General features: G+C 66.2%; 20 protein-coding genes and 1 pseudogene. 11 read left to right on the top strand and 10 right to left on the bottom strand.

What is annotated here, in order from left to right; all coding sequences use genetic code 11:
- Window positions 1-13 precede the first annotated feature (13 nt).
- Complete coding sequence (locus GTV32_RS21145; protein ID WP_161061982.1) at window positions 14-2,794, top strand: branched-chain amino acid ABC transporter permease/ATP-binding protein; 2,781 nt, start codon at window positions 14-16, stop codon at window positions 2,792-2,794.
- Window positions 2,791-3,510, top strand: a complete 720-nt coding sequence (locus GTV32_RS21150) for an ATP-binding cassette domain-containing protein (RefSeq protein ID WP_161061983.1) — start codon at window positions 2,791-2,793, stop codon at window positions 3,508-3,510. The genes GTV32_RS21145 and GTV32_RS21150 overlap by 4 nt, the downstream gene beginning before the upstream one ends.
- Before the next feature lie 83 nt (window positions 3,511-3,593).
- Here GTV32_RS21150 and GTV32_RS21155 read toward each other — a convergent pair whose 3' ends face one another.
- From GTV32_RS21155 to GTV32_RS21180, 6 genes are all read right to left on the bottom strand, one after another.
- Window positions 3,594-4,247: a PaaI family thioesterase gene (locus GTV32_RS21155; RefSeq protein ID WP_161061984.1), complete on the bottom strand. Its 654-nt coding sequence runs from the start codon at window positions 4,245-4,247 to the stop codon at window positions 3,594-3,596.
- A gap of 40 nt (window positions 4,248-4,287) precedes the next feature.
- Window positions 4,288-5,640 carry an alpha/beta hydrolase domain-containing protein gene (locus GTV32_RS21160; protein WP_343287411.1) on the bottom strand — a complete coding sequence of 451 codons (1,353 nt, stop codon included), beginning with the start codon at window positions 5,638-5,640 and terminating at the stop codon, window positions 4,288-4,290.
- On the bottom strand, window positions 5,637-6,020 hold the full coding sequence (locus GTV32_RS21165; RefSeq protein WP_161061986.1) for a carboxymuconolactone decarboxylase family protein: 384 nt from the start codon (window positions 6,018-6,020) through the stop codon (window positions 5,637-5,639). Before GTV32_RS21165 ends, GTV32_RS21160 begins: the two co-directional genes overlap by 4 nt.
- A complete protein-coding gene (locus GTV32_RS21170) occupies window positions 6,017-6,922 on the bottom strand; it encodes an NAD(P)-dependent oxidoreductase (protein WP_161061987.1) in 906 nt (301 codons plus the stop codon). Before GTV32_RS21170 ends, GTV32_RS21165 begins: the two co-directional genes overlap by 4 nt.
- Window positions 6,919-7,665 carry an SDR family oxidoreductase gene (locus GTV32_RS21175; RefSeq protein ID WP_161061988.1) on the bottom strand — a complete coding sequence of 249 codons (747 nt, stop codon included), beginning with the start codon at window positions 7,663-7,665 and terminating at the stop codon, window positions 6,919-6,921. Before GTV32_RS21175 ends, GTV32_RS21170 begins: the two co-directional genes overlap by 4 nt.
- Before the next feature lie 63 nt (window positions 7,666-7,728).
- Window positions 7,729-9,195 carry an aldehyde dehydrogenase gene (locus GTV32_RS21180; protein ID WP_161061989.1) on the bottom strand — a complete coding sequence of 489 codons (1,467 nt, stop codon included), beginning with the start codon at window positions 9,193-9,195 and terminating at the stop codon, window positions 7,729-7,731.
- A 64-nt stretch (window positions 9,196-9,259) separates the two neighbouring features.
- Between GTV32_RS21180 and GTV32_RS21185 the strand changes: the two genes are divergently transcribed.
- The 8 genes from GTV32_RS21185 to GTV32_RS21220 are packed head-to-tail and all read left to right on the top strand — an operon-like array spanning window position 9,260 to window position 16,158.
- Entirely contained in the window at window positions 9,260-9,841 is a 582-nt protein-coding gene (locus GTV32_RS21185; protein WP_161061990.1) for a TetR/AcrR family transcriptional regulator, read from the top strand.
- Window positions 9,841-11,079, top strand: a complete 1,239-nt coding sequence (locus tag GTV32_RS21190; protein ID WP_161061991.1) for a cytochrome P450 — start codon at window positions 9,841-9,843, stop codon at window positions 11,077-11,079. The genes GTV32_RS21185 and GTV32_RS21190 overlap by 1 nt, the downstream gene beginning before the upstream one ends.
- A complete protein-coding gene (locus GTV32_RS21195) occupies window positions 11,079-11,879 on the top strand; it encodes an SDR family oxidoreductase (RefSeq protein WP_161061992.1) in 801 nt (266 codons plus the stop codon). The genes GTV32_RS21190 and GTV32_RS21195 overlap by 1 nt, the downstream gene beginning before the upstream one ends.
- Complete coding sequence (locus tag GTV32_RS21200) at window positions 11,876-13,219, top strand: cytochrome P450 (RefSeq protein WP_161061993.1); 1,344 nt, start codon at window positions 11,876-11,878, stop codon at window positions 13,217-13,219. The genes GTV32_RS21195 and GTV32_RS21200 overlap by 4 nt, the downstream gene beginning before the upstream one ends.
- A gap of 6 nt (window positions 13,220-13,225) precedes the next feature.
- Window positions 13,226-13,423 carry a ferredoxin gene (locus tag GTV32_RS21205; protein ID WP_161061994.1) on the top strand — a complete coding sequence of 66 codons (198 nt, stop codon included), beginning with the start codon at window positions 13,226-13,228 and terminating at the stop codon, window positions 13,421-13,423.
- An 11-nt stretch (window positions 13,424-13,434) separates the two neighbouring features.
- Complete coding sequence (locus tag GTV32_RS21210) at window positions 13,435-13,980, top strand: nuclear transport factor 2 family protein (RefSeq protein WP_161061995.1); 546 nt, start codon at window positions 13,435-13,437, stop codon at window positions 13,978-13,980.
- A 7-nt stretch (window positions 13,981-13,987) separates the two neighbouring features.
- Entirely contained in the window at window positions 13,988-15,256 is a 1,269-nt protein-coding gene (locus tag GTV32_RS21215; RefSeq protein WP_161061996.1) for a hypothetical protein, read from the top strand.
- Window positions 15,256-16,158 carry an SDR family oxidoreductase gene (locus GTV32_RS21220; RefSeq protein WP_161061997.1) on the top strand — a complete coding sequence of 301 codons (903 nt, stop codon included), beginning with the start codon at window positions 15,256-15,258 and terminating at the stop codon, window positions 16,156-16,158. Before GTV32_RS21215 ends, GTV32_RS21220 begins: the two co-directional genes overlap by 1 nt.
- A gap of 22 nt (window positions 16,159-16,180) precedes the next feature.
- On the opposite strand, the gene GTV32_RS21225 is transcribed toward GTV32_RS21220, so the two are convergent.
- From GTV32_RS21225 to GTV32_RS21240, 4 genes and pseudogenes are all read right to left on the bottom strand, one after another.
- Entirely contained in the window at window positions 16,181-17,203 is a 1,023-nt protein-coding gene (locus GTV32_RS21225) for an NAD-dependent epimerase/dehydratase family protein (protein ID WP_161061998.1), read from the bottom strand.
- Window positions 17,200-18,276: a phosphotransferase gene (locus GTV32_RS21230; RefSeq protein ID WP_161061999.1), complete on the bottom strand. Its 1,077-nt coding sequence runs from the start codon at window positions 18,274-18,276 to the stop codon at window positions 17,200-17,202. The genes GTV32_RS21225 and GTV32_RS21230 overlap by 4 nt, the downstream gene beginning before the upstream one ends.
- 6 nt (window positions 18,277-18,282) lie before the next feature.
- Window positions 18,283-19,877 (bottom strand): annotated as a pseudogene (gene fadD1, locus GTV32_RS21235) (fatty-acid--CoA ligase FadD1).
- Between the two features lie 78 nt (window positions 19,878-19,955).
- Complete coding sequence (locus tag GTV32_RS21240) at window positions 19,956-20,429, bottom strand: hypothetical protein (protein WP_161062000.1); 474 nt, start codon at window positions 20,427-20,429, stop codon at window positions 19,956-19,958.
- A 233-nt stretch (window positions 20,430-20,662) separates the two neighbouring features.
- Here GTV32_RS21240 and GTV32_RS21245 point away from each other — a divergent pair, with 233 nt between their 5' ends.
- Window positions 20,663-21,598: a hotdog domain-containing protein gene (locus tag GTV32_RS21245; protein WP_161062001.1), complete on the top strand. Its 936-nt coding sequence runs from the start codon at window positions 20,663-20,665 to the stop codon at window positions 21,596-21,598.
- The last annotated feature ends 83 nt before the right edge of the window (window positions 21,599-21,681 follow it).

The following is a 21,681-nucleotide window of genomic DNA, read 5'->3' on the forward strand; positions in this document are numbered from 1 at the left end:
TCGGGGTTCGCATATGACTCAGCATTTCGCCTTCTTGGCCTTGGGCCTCGGCAACGGCGCGGTGTACGCCGCGCTCGGACTCGCACTCGTGATGACCTTCAAGAGTTCGGGCGTGGTCAACTTCGCGACGGGCGCGGTCGCGCTCTACGCGGCATATACTTTCGGATTTCTACGGCACGGCGAGCTCCTCAACCCCATTCCGGGGTTCCCGGCAACGATCGATCTCGGCGGTGACTGGGGCATCGTGCCGGCGATGATCGTGTCGGTCGCCATCTCGGCACTGCTCGGTGTGGTGCTCTATCTCCTTGTCTTCCGCCAGATGCGCACAGCGCCTGCGCTGGCCAAGGCGGTGGCGTCCATCGGTCTGATGTTGGTGATCCAGGCCCTCATCGCACTTCGGGTCGGGACCGAAACCCCCACCGTGAGTGCGATCTTCACACCACAGGTGCTCCGGATCGGTGACAGTGCGGTGTCGTCGGACCGACTGTGGCTGGCCGCGGTGGTCATCGGTTTGGCGGTATGTGCCGGACTCGTGTTGCGCTACACGCGGTTCGGTATCGCGACCGAAGCGGCGGCCGAGTCGGAGAAAGGGGCTCTCGTCACGGGCCTGTCGCCGGACAAGATAGCGGTGAGCAACTGGGCGCTCTCCTCGGCGGTCGCCGGTATCGGCGGTATCGTGATCGCTCCCATCGTCCCGCTCAACCCGGTGGCGTACACGATGTTCATCGTGCCGGCGCTGGCCGCCGCGCTGGTGGGCAACTTCACCGGCATCGCGTTGACGGTCGGCGCGGGACTGCTCATCGGGATGCTTCAGTCCGAGGCAACCAACCTGCAGTCGACGGTCGACTGGTTCCCCGAGGCCGGCGTCGCCGAAGCCGTTCCGTTGCTGCTCATCCTGGCGTTCCTTCTCGTTCGGGGCCAACCGCTACCGGGGCGTGGCGCGATCACCCGGCAGGACCTGGGACGCTCGCCACGGCCTCGACGTCTGCTGGTGCCCGGAGCGATCGGATGCGTGGTGGCGCTCGGCGCCCTGTACGCGACATCGGGCAGTTTGCGGCTCGCGGTGATCGCCTCGATGATCTATGCCGTCATCGCGCTTTCCCAAGTGGTGGTCACCGGGTACGCGGGTCAGGTCTCGCTGGCTCAGCTCACGCTGGCCGGCGCGGGCGCATTCGGGCTCAGCAAGATCACCTCCGACCTCGGGGTCCCGTTCCCGATCGCACCCATTCTGGCGGCATGCGGCGCGATGATCATCGGTGTCGTGGTCGGCCTTCCGGCGTTGCGGGTGCGGGGGTTGCCGCTCATGGTCGCGACCTTGGCTCTTGCGGTCTTCCTGGAGGCCTTCTGGTTCCGGAACCCGAGCCTGAACGGTGGATTGCAGGGCACACCCGTCGACCCGCCGAGCCTGTTCGGTGTCGACCTCGGGATCGGTGCCGGCGAAGGCTATCCGAGGGTCGCGTTCGGGGTGGTGTGCCTGATCGTGCTCGCTCTGGTGGCGTTGAGTGTCGCTCGGTTGCGTGGAAGCGCCCTCGGTGCATCGATGCTGGCGGTGCGGGCCAACGAGCGATCTGCCGCGGCAGCGGGCATCAACGTGGGCGTCACCAAGCTCCTGGCGTTCGCCATCGCGTCGTTCGTGGCCGGTCTGGGTGGTGCGCTGCTGGCGTACCAGCAGACGCTCGCCACCGCCAGCTCCTTCACGGTCTTCGCCGGTATCGGGTTGTTCGCGGTCTTCTACGTGGCCGGTGTGACGTCGGTGTCGGGTGGCCTGCTCGCCGGAGTGCTGGCCCCGGGCGGCATCCTCTATTTCATCTCGGATCGCTATCTGAGCTTCGGCGAGTACTACATGCTGGTGAGCGGAATCCTGTTGGTGCTCACCGTGGTGACCAGTCCGGACGGTCTCGCCGGCTACCTGCACCGGGTTCGCATCCCGGGTTTCGCCGGGAGAGGGACGCCGACCGCTGACGAGGCGCCCGCGATCTCACCGAGCCCACCGACGGCCGAACGAGCTGTGGGGGAGAAGGTCATCCTGGAGGTGGCCGGAGTGACCGTGCGCTACGGCCAGGTGGTAGCGGTCGACGATGTGAGCTTCGATCTGCGCGAAGGCGAGATCATCGGACTCATCGGACCGAACGGGGCAGGCAAGACCACTCTCATCGATGCGATCGGCGGGTTCGCGTCTTCGACCGGACGAGTGATGCTGGGCGGCAAGGAGATCAGTGGTCTTGCGCCTCATCGGCGCAGTCGGGCAGGTCTGGGCCGCACGTTCCAGGACATCGAGCTCTACGACGAACTCACCGTCGCGGAGAACGTCACGGTCGGTGCCGCGCGATCGTCCGGTGACACCGACGAGGCGGTCGCCACCGTGCTGAGCCTGCTCGACATCACGCATCTCGCCGACATCCTGGCGGCGGATCTCTCCCAGGGGCAGCGGCAGTTGGTGTCGGTGGCCAGAGTTCTCGCCGGTCGACCACAGGTCGCCTTGCTCGATGAGCCGGCCGCCGGACTCGACAGTGCCGAGAGCCGCTGGCTGGGTGAGCGGCTACGGGCGGCGCGCGCGCTGGGTGTGTCCGTGTTGCTGGTCGATCACGACATGGACCTGGTCCTCAGCGTCTGCGACCGAGTTGTCGTGCTCGATCTCGGAACTGTGATCGCCACCGGCACACCGGAACAGATCCGGACGAACGACGCGGTGATCGCCGCCTATCTCGGTACGCCGGTGGCGTCTCACGACCAGGACGGCGCCGCTCCGATCGGCAACTCGCATCCGGTGGCGACAGAGGAGGTGACGTCGTGACGGTGCTGGAGTGTCATGGGCTCGAGGCCGGCTACTCCCGTGCGGCCCCGTGTGTCCGCGGACTGGACATCTCGGTCGAGGGCGGCGAGGTGATCGCATTGCTCGGCCCCAACGGTGCCGGCAAGACCACGTTGCTGTTGACTCTGGCCGGTTTGTTGCCGGGATTGGGTGGATCGGTGTCCTTGGCGGGTCAGGTGCTGCCGTCCGGGAAACCACGATCAGCGGTCCGCGCGGGTATGGTCATCGTGCCCGACGATCGTGCGCTGTTCCGACGACTCACGGCGGAGAAGAACCTGCGCCTGGCGGTCCGGGAACGCGGTCGTGCGGCGCGGGAGTCCATCGATCAAGTGTTGCACTATTTTCCGGCGTTGACCGCCCGTCTGGGCGTGGCCGCCGGGCAACTTTCGGGTGGGGAACAGCAGATGCTGGCGATCGCCCGGGCGTTGCTCCAGCGACCGAAGGTCTTGCTGATCGACGAACTGAGCATGGGACTTGCGCCGGTCGTCGTGGAGTCGATCCTGCCGGTCCTGCGGGACGTCGCGGCGTCGGAGCGCACCGCGGTGCTGCTGGTGGAACAGCATGTCCGGCTCGCGCTCGAGGTGTCCGATCGTGCGATCGTACTGGTCCACGGGCAGGTGCGGCTCGAGGAGGAATCGTCCGTACTCGCCGGCGATCTCGAGCGGATCGAGCGCGCCTATCTCGGCGCCGTCGGGTGAGGCTCGTGCCGTCGGGTGAAGCCATGGTCACCGGCGGCATGCCGCAGCGATCGTGTTCATGAGCGTGCGGCGGCCACCCGACGTCACGGGTCGGGCGTGCCCGCGGCCTCGGGCATGACGCCCGCCCAGTCCTTCGGGACGATGAAGACCCCTTCGGCAGTGACGGTCTCACCGCTCGCGTCGGAGATCGCTCCGCGCACGATCTTCTTGCGACCGTCTCTGTTCACGATGATCGCCTCCGCGCGCAGTCTGCCGAGGGGCGTCGGACGGAGATACTTCGTCGTGAGGGTTCCGGTGTAGCAGGGGACGTCGTCGGCACTGCCGGCCTGACCGAGGACGTGGTCGAGGATCATCGCGCACACCCCGCCGTGCACGCATCCCGGAGGACCCTCATAGGCGGCACCGAGGGTGAAGTCGGTGGTGATGAGCCCGTCGTCGTGGCGCGTGGTGTGCAGCGGTGGAGCCACCGCGTTGCGTAGCCCGATGACGGCATTGCCCCATGGCATACCCTTGAGGTCGGCGGTATGCCGGACGCCGAACGCACCGTCGATCTGCTTGGCCCGCAACGATTCCACCACCGAGGAGATCTGTCCGTGCGCATCACGGATGATGTCCTCGTCGGTCTCGGTGCGGATCACCGCGTCGATCAGCTCCCGAACCGATTCCGTGAGTGGGCCGTAGAGCGCGCGGCGGCGCTCGAACTCCTGTGTGGAGATGTCCTCGAGCGTGAATTCCATGCTGTCTCGTTTCTTGCCGTCGAAGGCGTTCGGGCGGGGGTCAGCCGGGGATCAGATCGTGTCGCGCGTCGGCCAGGGCCTCGTCGCGGTCGGCAGCGAGTATGAAGCCCGACTCGACGGCCGTGGTGGTGGCCGCCCGATACTGCCGGTCGTAGTCGCCGCGTCCCGCATAGCGCGTGGACAGCACCTGCGGAGGGATCGGAGTGGTGGACCCGAACAGGACACAGATCCGCGGGACGCCGTCGCCGACGATGCCGCTCAGGACCTCTGTCGGTGCGTCCACGCACGGGGTGCGGACGCCGCCCCGGACGTTGCCGACGTCGTCGAGGATGAATCGTGTTGTGTCCACGGTGCCCTGGAGTTCGAGGGGAGATGCGGTCGGCGGCACCGGCCCCCCGACGGTCCACTCGTTCAGATGATGCAGGGCCGCGCGCAGCACGAAGCGTTGCTGCCCTCGATTGACGGGGGTCGGACACCCGAGGAGGTGCTCGTACGGCCCGATCTGATGGAGGTCGGCATGAGCGGTGCCGGCGATCTCCCAGACGCGCAGGCGGTCGGTGTCTGGCTGTCGTGCCCGGTGGAAACGGAAGTTCGTCAGCACGTCGGTCTCGGTCTGGACGATGAAGACCGGGATCGGCAGATCGGTGCGGATGGTCACGGGTTCCGCGGCGAACACGGCATCGACGTCGATCGCGGTTCCGGTCTCTCCCAGGGGCAGGCCGGAGGCGGCACGGCTGTGGATGAGTATCCCGTCGAACACCTCGTGCTCGGTGGCGAACAGATTGGCGTAGGTGGTCAGGGCCATTGCCGACTGGGATTCGCCGACGGCGAGCAGCCGCCGGACGGAGAGGCCACCCAGCGGGTGATCGTCGCCTGGTGAGCGAAGCGATCGCCCCACGGCCGCGAAGATGTCGTAGCAGTACGCATCACCGGGATGATGGAGGCCTGTATAGCGTTGCGCATCCTTTGTGGCAAGCGTGCCCGCGGCGCTCTCGCCGAGGCCGTCAACCGAACCCGGCCCGCCCATCACGCCCGTGTACTGAGCCGACACGCCCACCCAGCCGTAGCCGCCACGGACGAGTTCTTCGGCGAGGTAAGTGTATTCGGGTGCGGCGTCCGATCCACTGCTGACGTTCAGCCATTCGACGACGACGGTGCCGTTGAAGTCGGCGTCGCGCCGGGGACGCCGTACCAGTATGCGAGTCGCGTATTCGTCCTCGCCGACAGGGGACACGGAGCCGGGGCCGGCGTGCGTGAAGCGAGTCGCGACCCCGGAAGCGGCGTATTCGTTCTCCCGGAAGTCATGTGCGCTCAGATCAGGGCCGGGGGTGGCGCTCATGATCGAGCAGCCACCGCCACCGGTGAGCTCTGTGAAAACGACTGCCGACGTCACTTCTGCTTCTTCTGGTGTTTCCCGATGACGTCGCCGAACATGAAGTGCATCTTGGTGCCCAACGGCCAGCCGATGTAGTAGCAGAGAAAGAGGCTGATCTCCTCGAGCTGTTCGGGCGTCAGCTCGCCGTTGGTCAGCGCCGCCCCGGCCTGTATCTCGGCCACGTCGATCTGCCCGGCCTGGGCGAGCGCACCCAGCAGGATCAGGCGACGGTCGCGGACCGACAACCCTTCCCGTGTCCACACCTCACCGAAGACCTGATCTGCCGTGTGCGCGAAGAAGTCTCCCGGCCCGTCGGACATCTCCCACCCGTAGACCTTGGACATCATGTCCAAGCCCTTCTGCCGTTGTGGGCTGGTGGTCTCGTCAGCTGACGTCATCGTTTCTCTCCTTCTCGATGTGGCACACCCAATCCGGTGGCGAAGTCGCGGAGTGCGATGTCACCGAGCGGAAGGTCGACGTCCAGCTCTCGTCCCAGTTCGAGCGCCAGCGACAGGTCCTTCTCGCCCAGGGTTCGCACGGGTCTCAACACGTCATACCAGAAATCGTCGGGTTCGATGGGTGCGGTGGTGTCGCGCAAGATGATCGAGCCGGCTCCGCCCGTGATCGCATCCGTGTGCCGGACCACCTTGCCCAGCTTGGTGATGCTGATTCCGGCGGCCTCGGCGAGTTTCGAGGCCTCCGCGGCGGCGGTGAACGAGATGAAGTGCAGGAGATTGCGTGCCAACTTCATCTTGGTACCCGCTCCGACGTCGTCGCCTGCGTGCACGAGCATTCCCGCCACCAGGCCGAACGGCTCCTTCAGGGTCTCGTAAGAGGCGCGATCGCCACCGACCATGATGGCCAGGCGCCCCTGCTCGGCGCCGGCGGCACCGCCGGAGATCGGCGCATCCAGCAGTGTCACATCGTGTTCGGCGCATGTCGCGGCCAGGTCGACCGCGGTCTGCGGGCTGATCGTCGAGTGGACCGTGATGATGGTGCCGGGTGCGGCCCCGCTGAGCAGCCCGTCGTCACCGGCGACCACCGTGCGCACCTGCTCATCATCGAGAACACAGATGCCGATGATGTCGGATCTCGCCGCGAGATCGGCCAACGAGGACGCGGCGGTGGCTCCCTGGTCGACGACCTTTCCGACGGCTTCGTCGGAGAGGTCGAAGACGGTGAGGCCGCCGTCCCATTTGGCGAGACGACCCGCCATCGGGCCGCCGATGTTGCCGAGGCCGACATAACCCAGGCGTACGGTCACATTCCCCGTCGCTGCGCTCGCCCGCTTGTCGCTCATGAGCGGATGACCTGCCCGCCGTCGACGTTGAAGATCTGGCCGGTGACCCAGCTCGACTCCTCGGAGAGCAGGAACAGGCACATGCCGACGAGATCCTGCGGAGTGCCGAAACGCTTGAGGGGCAGACGGTTGACGATGTCGGCGACGATTTCCTTCGGCGTGGTGGAGCGGGTCGCCTCGGTGTCGATCGGGCCGGGCGCGATGGCGTTGACCCGGATGTTCTGACCGCCGAGTTCGGTGGCCAGCTGCTGGGTCAGACCGTTCACGCCGACCTTGGCGAGGCCGTAGAACCCGCTGTACAGCCAGGCCGCCGTAGAGGACTGGTTGACGATGGCGCCGCCGTCGGTCATGTGCGGGTACACCGCGCGGGTGACGTTGAGTGCCCCGTCGAGGTTCACGCTCATGAACTTCTTGTAGTAGTCCCACGGCACCGTGATCAGGAAGTCGAGCTTCATGCCGCCGTAGATGGCGGCGTTGTTCACCAGACCGTCGATCGTCCCATAGGCGTCGACGGTGGCGGTCGCGAGCGCCTGCGCCGACTGCTCGTCGGCGACATCGGTGTTCACGTAGAGACCGCCGATATCGGCGGCAACCTGCTTGCCCTGCTCGTCATTGAGGTCGGCGACCACGACGTTGGCGCCCTCGGCGGCCAACGCGCGCGCGTAGGCTTCGCCGATTCCTCCGGCGGCGCCTGTCACGATGATGGTCTTGCCGTCGAAACGGCTTCGGGTCTCGGAAGTCATTGTGCTGCTTTCTTGTCGGGTCGTTTTCAGGATGTGGTGGGTCTGCGAGGTCTCGATACGTCTCTACGCCGGGGTCGCGACGGCCTTGGATTCGAGGTATTCCTCGAACCCGGCGACCCCCATCTCCCGGCCGATGCCGGATTGCTTGTACCCGCCGAACGGGACGTCGGCCGCATACCAGATCCCGCCGTTGATCCCCATCGTGCCGGTCCGAACTCCGTTGACCACCTTGTCGATTCGGGCCGAATCGGTTCCCCAGACAGCACCGGACAGGCCGTACGGTGAGTCGTTGGCGATGCGGATGGCATCCTCGTCCCCGTCATGCGGCAGGATCACGAGCACCGGCCCGAAGATCTCCTCCTGCGCGGCGCGGGCGGAATTGTCGAGGCCCGAGATCAGGGTCGGCTCGACGAAGAAGCCCTTGTCCTTGTCTGCTGGCCGCCCGCCGCCGATCTCGACGGTGCCGCCCTCCGTCTTCGCGAGCTCGATGTAGGACTCGACGCGCCGGCGCTGGGCGGCCGAGATCACGGGGCCACAGATGGTTCCGGCGTCGGTCGGGTCGCCTGCTCCGAGGCCCGCCAGGGCATCACGGGTCGCAGCGATGGCCTCGTCGAGCTTCTCCCGTGGGACGACGAGCCGGGTGGTGATCGCGCAACCCTGCCCCGCGTGGGTCACCACATTGAACGCCGCCATCGAACAGGCGGATGCCAGGTCAGCGTCGTCGAGCACGATGAAAGCCGACTTTCCACCGAGTTCCAGGAACACCTTCTTCAGGGTTTCGGCGGCGCCGGCCATCACCTTCTTGCCGGTCGCGGTGGACCCGGTGAACGAGACGAGGTCGACGCGCGGGTCGGTGGACAACTGAGCGCCGAGCGCGTGATCGGTGGAGGTGACGATGTTGATCACGCCGGGTGGGAAGTCCGTCTCCTCGGCGATGACCTTGCCCACCAGGGCCGCACACCACGGCGTGTCGGGTGCGGGTTTGAGCACCACGGTGCAGCCGGCGGCCAGTGCGGGTCCGATCTTGGCGAAGTTGATCTGATGCGGAAAGTTCCAGGGCGTGATCGCACCGACCACGCCGGCCGCCTCTTTGCGGATCTCCCGGGTGTTCTTGATGCCCATCGGCTTCGCCTCACCGAGGTCGGTGGTCCACTGATAACCCTCGGCCAAGTCGGCGAAGTAGCCCAGATCGGTGACCGGTCCCTCGAATTGTGGTCCGCTGGTGAGGAACACGGGGCAGCCGACCTCGGCGACCGTCAGGTCGCGCAGCTCGTCGCCGTGTGCGAGGAGCGCGTCGCGCAGTTGGCGGAGGCAGCGCGCCCGCAGTGCGTGATCGCGGGACCATTCGGTGGTGTCGAAGGCTACGCGGGCGGCGGCGATGGCCGCATCCATGTCGGCAGCGGTGGCCTCGGCGGCCTGGCCGAGGACCTCCTCGGTGGCCGGGTTCACGACGTCGAAGGTGCCGCCACCACCAGGTGTGAGCTTGCCGTCGATCAGCAGTTCCGACGACGATGCAGGACGTAAGGACATTGGCTGGAACTCCATCTGGACAGGTGTCTGGACTCAAGTTCAAACCTAGTGTAGCCTCGCTCACATGTCCAGTCCTGTATCCCAGGAATCCACTCGCCGAAGACTGACCCAGCAGCAGGCCGAGACCGTCACGAGATTGACGGACGCCGCGGTCGAGGTGCTGAACGACGAAGGATTCGACGGACTCACCGTCCGCACCGTGGCCAAGTTGGCGGGCGTCGCACCCGCGACCGCCTACACCTATTTCTCCTCGAAGAGTCACCTCGTCGCCGAGGTCTTCTGGCGCCGACTGAGCGCCGGGGTCGGCGAGCCCGACCTCTCGGCGGCACCGACCGAGCGGGTCGCACAGGTGCTTCGGGAGGTGTCGATGGTGGTCGCGGGTGAGGGACAACTCGGTGGCGCGGTCACCATGGCGCTCCTGGGGACGGATCCCGATGTGGAACATCTCCGGCTACGGATCGGCGGCTTCATCCGCCGGCGTCTGGCCGAGGCGCTCGAGGTGGAGCCAGAGAACCCGGGTCCGCTCCTCGATGCGCTGGAGATGATCTACGCCGGCGGTCTGGTGCACGCGGGAATGGGCCACATGACGTACGAGCAGACCTCCGAACGTCTTGTCGCAGCCGCACATCTACTGATGGAGAAATGATGACCGAAACCGCCACGGGAACGGGGATGGAGCATCTCGTCCCGTTCGACCCGTATGCCTATGAGTTCCACGAGGATCCGTATCCGACCTACCGGCGCCTCCGTCGTGAGGCACCCGTGTATCACAACGCCGGGATGGACTTCTGGGCATTGGCGAGGCACGAGGACGTCCGCTCGGGGTTCCGCGACAGTGTCACCTTGTCCAACAGCTGGGGCGTCTCGATGGATCCGTCCTCGTACGGACCGGATGCCCACAAGTCGATGTCGTTCCTGGCCCTGGACGATCCGAAACACATGCGCATCCGCAAGCTGGTTTCGAAGGGGTTCACGCCGCGCCGCGTCGGCGATCTCTCCGGGCGGATCACCGCGCTCACCCACCAACACTGGAGCAAGTGCCTCGACAAGGGTGAGTTCGACTTCATCGCCGACTTCGCCGGTCTCTTGCCGATGGACGTGGTCTCCGAACTGCTCGGTGTGCCCGAGGTAGACCGCGCGCACCTGCGACATCAGTCAGATCTGTTGTTGCACCGCGAAGAAGGCGTTCTCGACATCCCCGAGGCCGCGGTCTACGCCTATATCGAGCTTCACAAGTACTACTCGGCGTTGATCGACGATCGTCGGAAGAACCTCGGTGACGACCTCGTCTCGGCGCTCATCGAGGCCGAGATCGATGACGACGAGACCGGCGAGAAGATCCGGTTGACCGAGGACGAGATCGTCGGCTTCATGGTCCTCATGGTGGTTGCCGGTAACGAGACGACCACGAAATTGCTTGCGAATGCGCTGTATTGGGGATGGCGCAACCCGGACGAGCTGGCCAAACCGCTCGCCGACGCCGACTGTGTCCCGGACTGGACAGAAGAGACGCTGCGGTACGACAACTCGACCCAGATGGTGTTGCGCCGCGTGCTCTCTGACGTCGAGTACGGGGGTCTTACCATTCCGGCGGGTGACCGGGTCCTCCTGCTCGTGGGCTCCGCGAACCGCGACGAGGACGTGTTCGGCGACGCGCACCGGTATCAGATCGGACGTGATTGCAGCCAGGCGCTGATGAGTTTCGGGCTCGGTACACACTTCTGCCTGGGTGCACACCTTGCTCGACTGGAGTCGAACATCGGACTCACCGAGGTGGCCCGGTCCATCCGTGGCGTGGACATCGACATCGACAACGCGGTCCGCGTCCACTCGGTCAACGTGCGTGGATTCGCCGAACTCCCCGTGAAAGTGCAGGTGCGCTGATGGCATTCATCGCCCATCCCGATCGTCGACCGGTGCTGGTCGCAGGCGCGTCATCCGGCATCGGTGCCGCGACCGCCGAGGTCCTCGCCGCCGCAGGATATCCGGTTGCACTCGCCGCACGACGGGTGGAGAAGTTGCAGGAGTTGACCGAGAGGATCACCGCGGCCGGCGGCGAAGCGGTCGCCGTCCCGCTCGACATCACCGACCCGGCGTCGGTCACCGAGTGTGTGGCGAAAGCGCAAGCCGCGCTGGGTGATCTGGAGATCGTCGTGAGCGGTGCGGGCGACCTCGCCGTCGGCCTGTCCTATGAGGTGAACTCCGAGGACTTCGCGTCGCAGATCGACATCCATCTCGTCGGAGCCCATCGTCTGTACCGCGCGGTGGTGCCGGGCATGATCGAACGGCGACGCGGCGACTACGTCTTCATCGGTTCCGACGTCGTCCTGCATCCGCGGCCATGGTCGTCGGCCTATGTGGCCGCGAAGGCCGGCATCGACGGACTCGTCTCCACCGCACAGCTCGAACTGGAGGGGACGGGCGTGCGCGCCAGCGTGATCCGGCCCGGCCAGGTGCTGACCGGGATGGGGATGGACCTTGATCAGAAGACCACCGAGCTGATGCTCAACGACTGGATTCGCCACGGGCTCGCCCGGCACGGCAATTTCCTGGAGCCCGGGCACATCGCCCAGGCCGTGACCGCGATCGTCACGATGCCGCGCGGCGCGCACATGCGCGTGGTCGAGGTGGAGGCCGAAGGCGCTCTCGCACGTGACCAGAAGCCCGAAGGAGAACAGCGATGACTGCTCTGACCCAGCCCAAGCGTGTCTCTCGTGGAGAGGGCGAACACGGACATCTCGACGAGCTGGCCGGTGATCCGATCGCGTTGTTCTGGCGCATTCGCGAGGAATGCGGCGATGTCGGCATGTTCCAGCTCGCCGATCGCGAGGTCGTCCTGGTCTCCGGTGCCGCCGCGAACGAAGAGTTCTTCCGGGCTCCCGAAGAGGATCTCGACCAGGCGGCCGCCTACCCCTTCATGACGCCGGTATTCGGTGAGGGCGTGGTGTTCGACACCGATCCCGAGGAGCGTTCCAAGGCGATCCACAACGCGGCCCTCAAGGGCCCGCACATGAAACAGCATGCGGTGACCATCCCCGACGAGGTCGAGCGCATCATCGCGAAGTGGGGCGACGAGGGCGAGATCGATCTGCTCGAGTTCTTCGCCGAGCTGACGCTCTACACATCGTCGGCCTGCCTGATCGGACGAAAGTTCCGTGAGAGCCTCAACGGGCACATCGCACATCTCTTCCACGATCTGGAAAAGGGCACCGACCCGATCGCATACGTCGACTACAAGGCCGACATCGAGAGTTTCCGCAAGCGTGACGAGGCTCGGGCGGAGCTGGTGGAGTTCATCCAGGGCGTGATGAATGATCGGATCGCGGATCCGACCGAGAACAAAGAAGATCGCGACCTGATGGACGTGCTCGTCCAGGTCGGCTTCGATGCGAACACCATCACCGGCATGTTCATCTCGATGATGTTCGCGGGCCACCACACGACGTCGGGGACCGCGGCATGGACCCTGATCGAGTTGCTGCGCAACCCCGACTACATGGCACGGGTGTACGGCGAACTCGACGAGATCTACGGGGACACCCCGGCCGGGGAGCGTCCCGAGTACACGTTCGCCCATACCAGGCAGATGCCGCAGCTGGAGAATGCGCTGAAGGAGGCGTTGCGGCTCCATCCGCCGCTGATCATCCTGATGCGCGTCGTGCAGAAAGACTTTCGTGTCGAGGACTTCGAGATCAAGGCGGGCCAGTCGATCGCCGTCTCGCCGGCCATCTCGAATCGTCTGCCGGAGGACTTCCCGGAGCCGGACACCTTCGATCCCGATCGCTACGACAAGCCTCGGCAGGAGGACATCGCGAATCGCTGGACCTGGATTCCGTTCGGCGCGGGTCGGCATCGTTGTGTGGGAGCACAGTTCGCCATGATGCAGCTGAAGGCGATCTTCTCCGTGCTGTTCCAGAACTACGAGTTCGAGATGCTCCAACCGTCGGAGTCCTACCGCAACGATCACTCCAAGATGGTCGTGCAGCTCCAGCAACCCTGCCGCGTGAAGTACCGGAGGCGGTGATCAGCGATGCGTGTCGAAGTGGATCTGGATCTCTGCCAGGGACACGGGATGTGCGAGATGGAGGCGCCCGACGTGTTCAAGGCGCATGCCGACCACGTCGAGATCCTTGACAAAGAGCCCGACGAGAGCCGCCGAGCCGAGGTGGAGGCAGCGGTGATGTACTGCCCGACCCAAGCCCTGAGAATTGTCGAAGACGACGAGTGAAGTGGAGTGACATGTCTTTTGATCGTGCCGAACTGGAAGAGATGAAGCAGCGATGGCTCGACGCCAACGTCGCGGCCGAGAAGGCAGGTGACTGGAAGCCGCTCGCCGAGTTCTACACCGAAGACGCCACCTACGGCTGGAACTACGGTCCCGAGAAGGACTTCATGGCAGTCGGCCGCGACGAGATCCGTGACCTCGCGCTCGGGCAGGAGATGGAGGGGCTCGAGGGGTGGGAATACCCCTATCAGGCGTGGGTCATAGACGAGAAGACCGGCGACATGATCGGTTTGTGGAAGCAGGTCTATGAGCGCAAGCGTGAGGACGGTACCAACTACGCGCTCGAAGGCATCCAGGGCAGCTGGTTCAAGTACGCCGGAAACTTCCAGTTCTCCTGGCAGCGTGACTTCTTCGACTTCGGCAACGTCTCGGCACTGTTCGTAGAGCTGCTCAAGAACAATGCGATGAGCGACGGCATGCTCAAGCGCATCGAGAAGTCGGCACCGGGTGACCTCCCCGGGTGGTATCCGTTCGGCAAAGCGCCCGTTCCGTTCTGGTGATCTGACCATGACTCACCCAGCCCCGGCCTACCAAGGCCTCAGTCAGGAACAGTTGGCCACCCTCGTCCCCGAGCTGTTGCTCTCGGGCCAATTGATCGACCGCAGCGGCATGGCTCACCTGATCAGTGCCTTCGGACGAGAAGTGATGGGACAGGTCGCGATCGAGGAGTGGATGGCCGCGAGTCCGGTGTACACGCACCGCATGCGAACCGCTCTCGGGATCGACGGCGACGGCGTGGCGGACATGTTCAAATGTCTGCAACTCGACATCGGAGCCCCACCGCAGTTCATGGACTTCCGCTACGAGGTGACCGACAAGTACCACGGTTCGTTCTTCCTGCAGCACTGCGGTGCGCTGATGGACGTCGAGCCGATGGGCGACGACTACGTCACAACGATGTGCCACGACATCGAGGACCCGACCTTCGACGCGACCGCGATCGCGACGAACCGTCGTGCCCGTATCCGGCCGGTCCACCGGCCCCCGCGCACGCCGGCCGGTCGTATGCCGCACTGCGAGTGGACGGTGACGATCGAACCGGACCGCGAGGAACTCCCCTTGCCGGCCGATGCCGGGGAGATGTTCACCACCAGGGCCGGCCAGTTGGTCCTCAGCCCCATCGACTCGTCCGCCGACGACGGATTGACGGACTACCGTGGGTCGCTCGTGGCCGACCTCCAGTTCCGCGAGTGGTCACGGTCCGCTCTGGCCCGCATCGCGGAAGAGGTTGCCCTACAACATCAATTGTTGTCCCTCGGATTCCTGCTGTCGGTGCGCCGGCACGCCGAGAGCGAGGATCAGGCGCGCGAGATCTTCCGCAAGCAGCTGACCGGGATCGCGGGATTGTCGGCGGACCGGTTGCGGGCCGCACTCGGATTGTCCTCGGATGCGGAGGGGTTGGCCGCGGTGATCAACCTGCACCCGGTGCTCGGACCCCGGCAGTACAGCGGCGTGACCGCCGAGGCCCGCGGCGACGACGTTGTGGTGCGTATCCCGAAGCGCTCCGACGCCGTGGCCGACGGCGGATGGGTCACGCTCTTGGAGCCGAGACATCACGAGCCACTGCAGGCCATCGGAACCGCGGTGGACGCGCACTGGACGGTCGGGTCGAGTGACGACATCGACGAGGCCATCGAGTTCGTGATGACACGCGGGAGCGAGGCGCACAAGGAATCGGGCGAGGTCGCGATCGCGCGGTTCAGTTCGGGTGCCTCCTTCGAGTTCACCGATCGGGGACGCTCACTCCCGATCACGCCGGTGGGTAGCGGCGTCTGATGCGAGACGGCCGGACATCGTCAGCGAGGGATACCCCGGATCTGAGCCTGTCCGGGCGGGTGGCCGTGGTTGCGGGGGCAACCCGCGGCATCGGCCTCGCGGTGTCCTACGCATTGTCCGGTCGGGGCGTGTCGATCGTGGTGAACGGCCGCGACCCGGTGGCGGTGGAGGAAACCGTCGCCGAGATCCGCGGTGGTGGCGGGTATGCGGTCGGCGTCGTCGGCTCGGCAGGGGATGACGGTGTCGCACAGCAGATGGTGGACACCGCGCTGGGGGAGTACGGCGCGCTCGACATAGCGATCAACTGTGCGGGTATCGCCGAGCCTGCGGGTTCGACCGTCCTCACCATCACCGACGCACAATTCCGTGAACAGATCGACGCGCACCTGATGAGCGCCTTCCATCTCATGCAGGCCGCCGGGCGGGTGTTCGCACGACAAGAGACCGGGTCGATCGTGCTGACCGGCTCGGCGGCGTCACTCGGGATCTTCGGTGGCAGCGGCTATCCGGCGGCCAAGGGGGGTGTCAACGCGCTCGCGCTCGCAGGCGGGGCCGATCTCGCCGAGCACGGCGTCCGGGTCAACGTGGTGATGCCGGGAGCCAAGTCGCGGCTCTCGAGCGGCGATGACTACGTCGCGCACATCGAGAGTCTGCACCGCCGAGGAATTCTCGACGATCTCACCAGGGACGCCGCATTGGATCCAGCGCCGCCCGAGTACGTGGCGTCCCTGTATGTGTTCCTGGCCAGCGATGCCGCCAAGAGTGTCACCGGTCAGATATTCACGGCTGCGGGGGGTTTCATCGGGCGGTACGAACCGCAGCAGGCCGCGTTCATCGCGTATCGCGATCATCAGGACAGTGCGCCATACAGTCTGGCTGAGTTGGCCGAGCTGCTGGCGTGAAGACGGCGTCGGCGCCGCGCGGTCATCTGCGGTGAGGCCCGGCGCGGGCGCGGTCGGCTCGGCGTTGCGCTGCGCGATCGATCCAGAACCGCGCGCCCTCGGCGACCGCGTCGGTGACGGGGCTTGGGTGCCAACCGAGTTCGCGCTCCGCTTTCCCGTGGTCCATCGCGGACATGTAATGCATCAGGCGTACCGATGTGATGGTCAGTCGATGCGGCCGGCGCGTGAGCTTCGCGAGTGCGGAGCCGACGGTGCCGCACGCGTACAGTGCGAACCGGTTGAGGACCAGGCGAGGTGGCCGACGGCCGGCGGTATGTGCGGCGACGGTGATGATCTCGCCGAGGTCGATGTGGCGCTCCGACACGATGTACCGTTCGCCCGGCCGGCCGCGTTCGGCTGCCAACACCAATGCGTCGGCGGCGTCGTCGATGCCCACCGATTCCGCAGCCATGCCGCGCACCGAGAACGGCATCGCACCGAGTGCTGCTCCCGCCACGAATGCGCCGTGCGGCGTCGGCTGCCAGTCACCGGCGCCGTAGGTGTTGGAGACGCACATGGCCACGGCGGGTAGCCCTTTGTCCCGCGCGTAATCGATGACCAGGTTCTCGGCCGCGACGCGGGACCGGACGTAGTCCGAAGCCCTGTCCGCCCAGTTGAATTCGTCTTCCTCGGTGGCCGCTCGCCCCTCGACGCGGCCGATGGTCGCGAGCGTGCTGGTGAACACGAACGAGTGCAGGTCGGCCTGTACCGCGACGTCGAGGACAGCCCGCAGCGCCTCGACGTTGGTCCGGAAGAGCGGCTCCGGATCGATCAACCAGGCCCGCGTGTCGACCACGCAGTAGTAGACGTCGTCGCAACCCGCCAGTGCGGCCGACACCGTCGCGGCGTCGAACAGGTCACCGACGACACGGTCGACGACCAGATCGTCGATGGCCCGGGTGTCGCTCGTCTCGCGAACGAGCACTCGGACCTGTTCGCCGCGATCGACGAGGCGCCGTACCACGTGTGAACCCAGGAAACCACTGGCACCGATCACCAGTTTCACGAAAGCGCACCGGGATTCAGGTCGTCGATGGCGGCCGCCGCACGCTGGAGCATGGCCATGAACATCCGGTCGCCGCGCTCGGTCGGCATCGCCGCACCACACCCGAGGACGATGATCATCGGCGCCTGGATCAGCGAGTCGACGTAATCGGACCAACAGTCGTCGACGCAATAGCCGGTCACACCCTGTGCGAGCAGTGCGGCGTGGTATGCCTCCACGATCGTCCGCTCGTGTGCTCGACGATCCTCGGTGGTCAAACTGGTGGACAGCAGGAATGCGATGTCCCGCAACGGATTGCCGAGTGTGATGGTCTGCCAGTCGACGATCGTGACCCCGCCGTCGGGGCCGAACAGGATGTTGTCGACACGCAGATCCCCGTGGATGAGGGCGAAACGTCGAGGTGGCCGTTCCAACCAATCCCCGGCAGTCGCCACCAACCAGTCGATGGCGGCCGCTTCGCGTCCGGACAGGGCGAATCTCGAACGGAACACGTCGGCCATCGGTTCGAGGACCGAATCCATCAGGACCCGATCGTCGTGCGTGGGCAGATACAGTCCGGGTAGGGCGGCGAGGCTCTCGTCGCACCATCGCGGAGCGTGCAGTCGGGCCGCGGCCAGGGCCACGGCGTGGGCCTGTTCAGGCGTGCACCCCGCGATCTGATCACCCTGCACCGACGGCGCCATGTCTTCGAGCAGGAGCACGAACTCGGTGTGGTCGTCGGAGATCACCGCCGCGTGACAATGTGGGACGGGCGCGGTGACAGTGGGGGCCAGGCGCTGATAGAAGAGCACCTCGTTGCGGAACACGCCGGATGCGAACTCTCGTTGCGGGCGTTCCCCCGTCGCGAGTTTGGCGACCATCGTGGCGGGCAGGTCGCCCTGGGACGTCCAGGTTGGGGTGAGTCGAAACGAGCCGGCCATCTGGCCGGACCCCACCGGCTCTGATCGGACCGAGGTGATTCCGACATCGTGACCATTCGCCCGCAGCATCTCCGACAACCACTCGGGCGACAGGCCCTCGACATCGGTCGGGATGGCCGACCGGCCGGTGTCCCCGGCGTGCGAGAGTGTCATCCGCGTTCAGACCGCCGCAGTGGAGGCATCGGCGATCACGTAATCCTTGGCTCGTGGCGGGCGCACCCACAGGGTGCCGTCGCCCGCGCGGGGCCTTCCTTCTTCAGTTCCCGCTTGAGGATCTTGTTGGTCGCCGTGGTGGGCAGGTCGTCGGCGATGCGCACATAGCGCGGCCAGGCCTTGGGAGAGAGATCTGCCTGGGCCGCAAGCTGTTCGGCGAATGCCTCGGGAGTGAGCTCCGCGTCGTCCTGGAGGACGACGGCAGCCATCACGGCGTCACCGACATGTTCGTCGGGGACCGCGTAGACCGCGACGCGGTTGATCTCCGGGAGGCGCAGCAGGATGCGTTCGATGGGCCCGGCGGCCAGGTTCTCACCGTCCACCCGCATCCAGTCGCCGGTGCGGCCCGCCAGGTAGATCCAGTCGTCGGCGTCCTTGTACGCGAGGTCGCCCGACCAGTACATGCCATGACGCAGGCGTTCGCTGGTCGCGGTTGCGTCGTTGTAGTAGCCGCTGAACATGCCTGCGCCATCGGTGTTGACCAGTTCACCGATGGCATCGTCGGCGTTGACCAGGGCTCCCGTATCGTCGAACTCCGCCCGTGGACACTCGGTCACTGTGTCCGAGTTGTACACGGCTACATTGGGATATCCCTTTCCGATCGAACCGTGCGGCGTGCCTGGTTCGCGGGTGATGATGATCGCGAGTTCGGTGGAACCGAAGCCGTCCCACACGGTGCATCCGAAGCGGCGGGAGAAGTCGTCGATGTCCCGGTCGGTGGCCTCGTTGCCGAACGCGACGCGCAGCGGGTTGTCGGCGTCGTCGGGCTGTTCCTCGGTGGCGAGGATGTAGGCGAGCGGTTTGCCGACGTAGTTCATGTACGTGGCGCCGTAGCGGCGGATGTCGTGCAAGAAGGTCGATGCGGAGAACTTGGCGGGGGCCATCGCCGCGCCACCGCACAGCGCCACGCAGTAGCCGCCCATCAGGCACGCGGAATGGAACAGGGGCATGGACAGGTAGCAGACGTCGCCCGGTCCGACGCTGTACTTCTCGACCAGGACCGGGCCGGCGAACGGGATCATCATGTGCGCGAACTGAACCGGCTTGGGATTGCCGCTGGTTCCGGAGGTGAAGATCAACATGAACGTATCGGTCGCGGTGGGCACCGAGTGTGGCGTCAGGTCGCCGGCGCCGGCCAGCAGCGCGGCCCATTCGTCCGATGACGTGTCCAGGATCCGGACGCCGGGCAGGTCGAGGCCGTCGAGCAGCGAGCGGTGCTCCGCATCGGTGATCAGGATCTGGCAGTCGGCTCGCACGATGTCGGCGGCGAGGCCGTCACCCCGGCGGGTGTTGTTCACCCCGACGGTCACGTACCCGCCGAGCGCCCCGGCCGCCAGCGCGATGAGCATGTCCGGCGTGTTGCCGAGGAGGGCGCCGACATGCATGGGCCGGGAGCGATCGGCGAGACCGAGCACGGCTGCGGCGGCGCGCTGGGCGTCGAGGATGTACTCGCGCCAGGACCACTGCCTGCCTTCGTAGGTGATCGCCAGGTTGTCGTCGTCTGCGCGCTCCTGCAGGAGCTGGGTTACCGTCTCGGCCATGCCGTCACTCTAGAACGTGTTCTCGTTTGCTGTGAACAGATTCTGGAGAATGTCTACTCCCGCACGAGCGGCGAGATGTCAGTGGATGAACCACCCGACCCCGGGCGTCACGGTGAACGCGCGATCGGCCCGGCCGATGATCGTGGTGGTGAAGGAGATGCGGCCGTGGCCGGCACGGATCTCGGCCCCCGAAGACGGTCTGCCGGCCGTGCACGTGGGAAACACGACGTCGTCGGTGCGGTTTGTGCGTTCGTTCCGCCAGGTGATGGCCACGCGGGTCTGACCGAGGGTCCGCGCGCACGCATCGCCCACGGGGAGTATCCGCAGGCGGGTGGCGTCGGCACTCGTGGCCGTGGCCGCGAGATTGGCGGCGAAACCGCCGGAGAGTCCGTTCTTGTCGACCGTGACTCCCACATTCGGTACCTGGTCGACCCGGAGCGCTTTCGGGGGCGCTGCGGACGCGGCTCCACTGCCCGCGATGGCACCCATCGCCATGCCCACCGCCGCGGTCACGCATGTCGCGGTTCGAATCGTTGTCCGGCGTCCCGTCATCAGCGGTTCCCTCCAGTCCGGTCGAGCACAGGTTCTCGTCTGTCAGGGTGTCGGAGCCAGGTCTGGGCGTACAGGTGTGCGCCGGTTCTGTTACGGATCCGAGACTGCCGCGCGGGGCTTCAGAGGGGCGGGAGATGCTGGTGAGGTCGCCGATTGTGAATGGCGTCTCATTACGCCGTCCGAGCGTCCGCTCGGTTCGCCGTGCGCCGGCCCGTGCTGATAGGACCGTAGACATGACTGGCGACAGGGCTGTGCCCACCCGGATCGTGCCGCGCGATCCGGTCACGGCATTCGGTATCGGAAACGTCGCGGTGAGCGGACCGGCGACCGTGCGTGCCGAGCAGCGCGTGGGCGCGGACCTCGTGGATCATCGTGGCCGGATCGATCTACCGGCGCTCGCGGTGTTGTTCGATCACCTCGGAGGGCTGCCCTTCATCGCCTCCGACCCGCAGCGGTCGCCATGCGTCCAGGCCCGCCTCGCGATCTCCATGCAGGGGCATGTCGATGTGGGCGACCTGGTCACGGGCGAAGCCGAACTGCTGGTGCGGGACGAGATGTTCGGGACCACCCGCGTCGACATCGTGACGTCGACGGGCCGGATCTGTTGTTCGGGCACCGCGCGCAACGTCGGCGTGGGTCGGACGGTTTCCGGCAACCCGGGCGGTGGGCGGGGTGTCGACGCTCCGCCGCCCGTTGGTGACGCTGCGGATCAACGACCGATGCCGCCGGTCATCGAACCGGGGCTCGACGGCCGCGCGATCGTCGAGCAGATCGCGGCCGGAACCCGACCCGCGGGCCACCTGACCGAGCTCCTCAACGGCCGGATCGACACCGTCGACCACCCGCTCGGCGTTGGCGTGCGTTTCACCGTGGAAACCGAGCCGTGGATGGGCAACCTGTTCGGCACGATGCACGGAGGCGTGATCGCCGCAGTGGTCGCGCAGGGGTGCGCGCTGGCCGGTCAGGCGAACGCCGCTGCCGGGCGCGACTATCAACTCGCCGATCTGGCGATCAGCTTTCTCCGGTCGCCGGCGGTGCAGGGCACCGACGTCGTCGTCGATGTGACGCCGGTGAAGGTCGGTCGTCGGATCGCGTCGTTCGAGGCCACGATGCATGCGCACGATGGGATGTTGCTCAGTCGGGGCGCGGCAGACGTGCACTACCGCTGACTCCGCCGACGGCAACCTCGATTCCGTCGACGGCAACCTCGATTCCGTCGACGGGAACCTCGACTGCGCCGACGGCAACCTAG

The organism is Gordonia sp. SID5947, from assembly GCF_009862785.1.
Lineage (GTDB): Bacteria > Actinomycetota > Actinomycetes > Mycobacteriales > Mycobacteriaceae > Gordonia.

Coding starts and splice junctions, on each gene's coding strand:
- GTV32_RS21145 (WP_161061982.1), top strand. CDS start 14: ATGACTCAGCATTTCGCCTTCTTGGCCTTGGGCCTCGGCAACGGCGCG.
- GTV32_RS21155 (WP_161061984.1), bottom strand. CDS start 4,247: ATGGAATTCACGCTCGAGGACATCTCCACACAGGAGTTCGAGCGCCGC.
- GTV32_RS21165 (WP_161061986.1), bottom strand. CDS start 6,020: ATGACGTCAGCTGACGAGACCACCAGCCCACAACGGCAGAAGGGCTTG.
- GTV32_RS21170 (WP_161061987.1), bottom strand. CDS start 6,922: ATGAGCGACAAGCGGGCGAGCGCAGCGACGGGGAATGTGACCGTACGC.
- GTV32_RS21175 (WP_161061988.1), bottom strand. CDS start 7,665: ATGACTTCCGAGACCCGAAGCCGTTTCGACGGCAAGACCATCATCGTG.
- GTV32_RS21180 (WP_161061989.1), bottom strand. CDS start 9,195: ATGTCCTTACGTCCTGCATCGTCGTCGGAACTGCTGATCGACGGCAAG.
- GTV32_RS21185 (WP_161061990.1), top strand. CDS start 9,260: ATGTCCAGTCCTGTATCCCAGGAATCCACTCGCCGAAGACTGACCCAG.
- GTV32_RS21190 (WP_161061991.1), top strand. CDS start 9,841: ATGACCGAAACCGCCACGGGAACGGGGATGGAGCATCTCGTCCCGTTC.
- GTV32_RS21195 (WP_161061992.1), top strand. CDS start 11,079: ATGGCATTCATCGCCCATCCCGATCGTCGACCGGTGCTGGTCGCAGGC.
- GTV32_RS21200 (WP_161061993.1), top strand. CDS start 11,876: ATGACTGCTCTGACCCAGCCCAAGCGTGTCTCTCGTGGAGAGGGCGAA.
- GTV32_RS21205 (WP_161061994.1), top strand. CDS start 13,226: ATGCGTGTCGAAGTGGATCTGGATCTCTGCCAGGGACACGGGATGTGC.
- GTV32_RS21210 (WP_161061995.1), top strand. CDS start 13,435: ATGTCTTTTGATCGTGCCGAACTGGAAGAGATGAAGCAGCGATGGCTC.
- GTV32_RS21215 (WP_161061996.1), top strand. CDS start 13,988: ATGACTCACCCAGCCCCGGCCTACCAAGGCCTCAGTCAGGAACAGTTG.
- GTV32_RS21220 (WP_161061997.1), top strand. CDS start 15,256: ATGCGAGACGGCCGGACATCGTCAGCGAGGGATACCCCGGATCTGAGC.
- GTV32_RS21230 (WP_161061999.1), bottom strand. CDS start 18,276: ATGACACTCTCGCACGCCGGGGACACCGGCCGGTCGGCCATCCCGACC.
- GTV32_RS21240 (WP_161062000.1), bottom strand. CDS start 20,429: ATGACGGGACGCCGGACAACGATTCGAACCGCGACATGCGTGACCGCG.
- GTV32_RS21245 (WP_161062001.1), top strand. CDS start 20,663: ATGACTGGCGACAGGGCTGTGCCCACCCGGATCGTGCCGCGCGATCCG.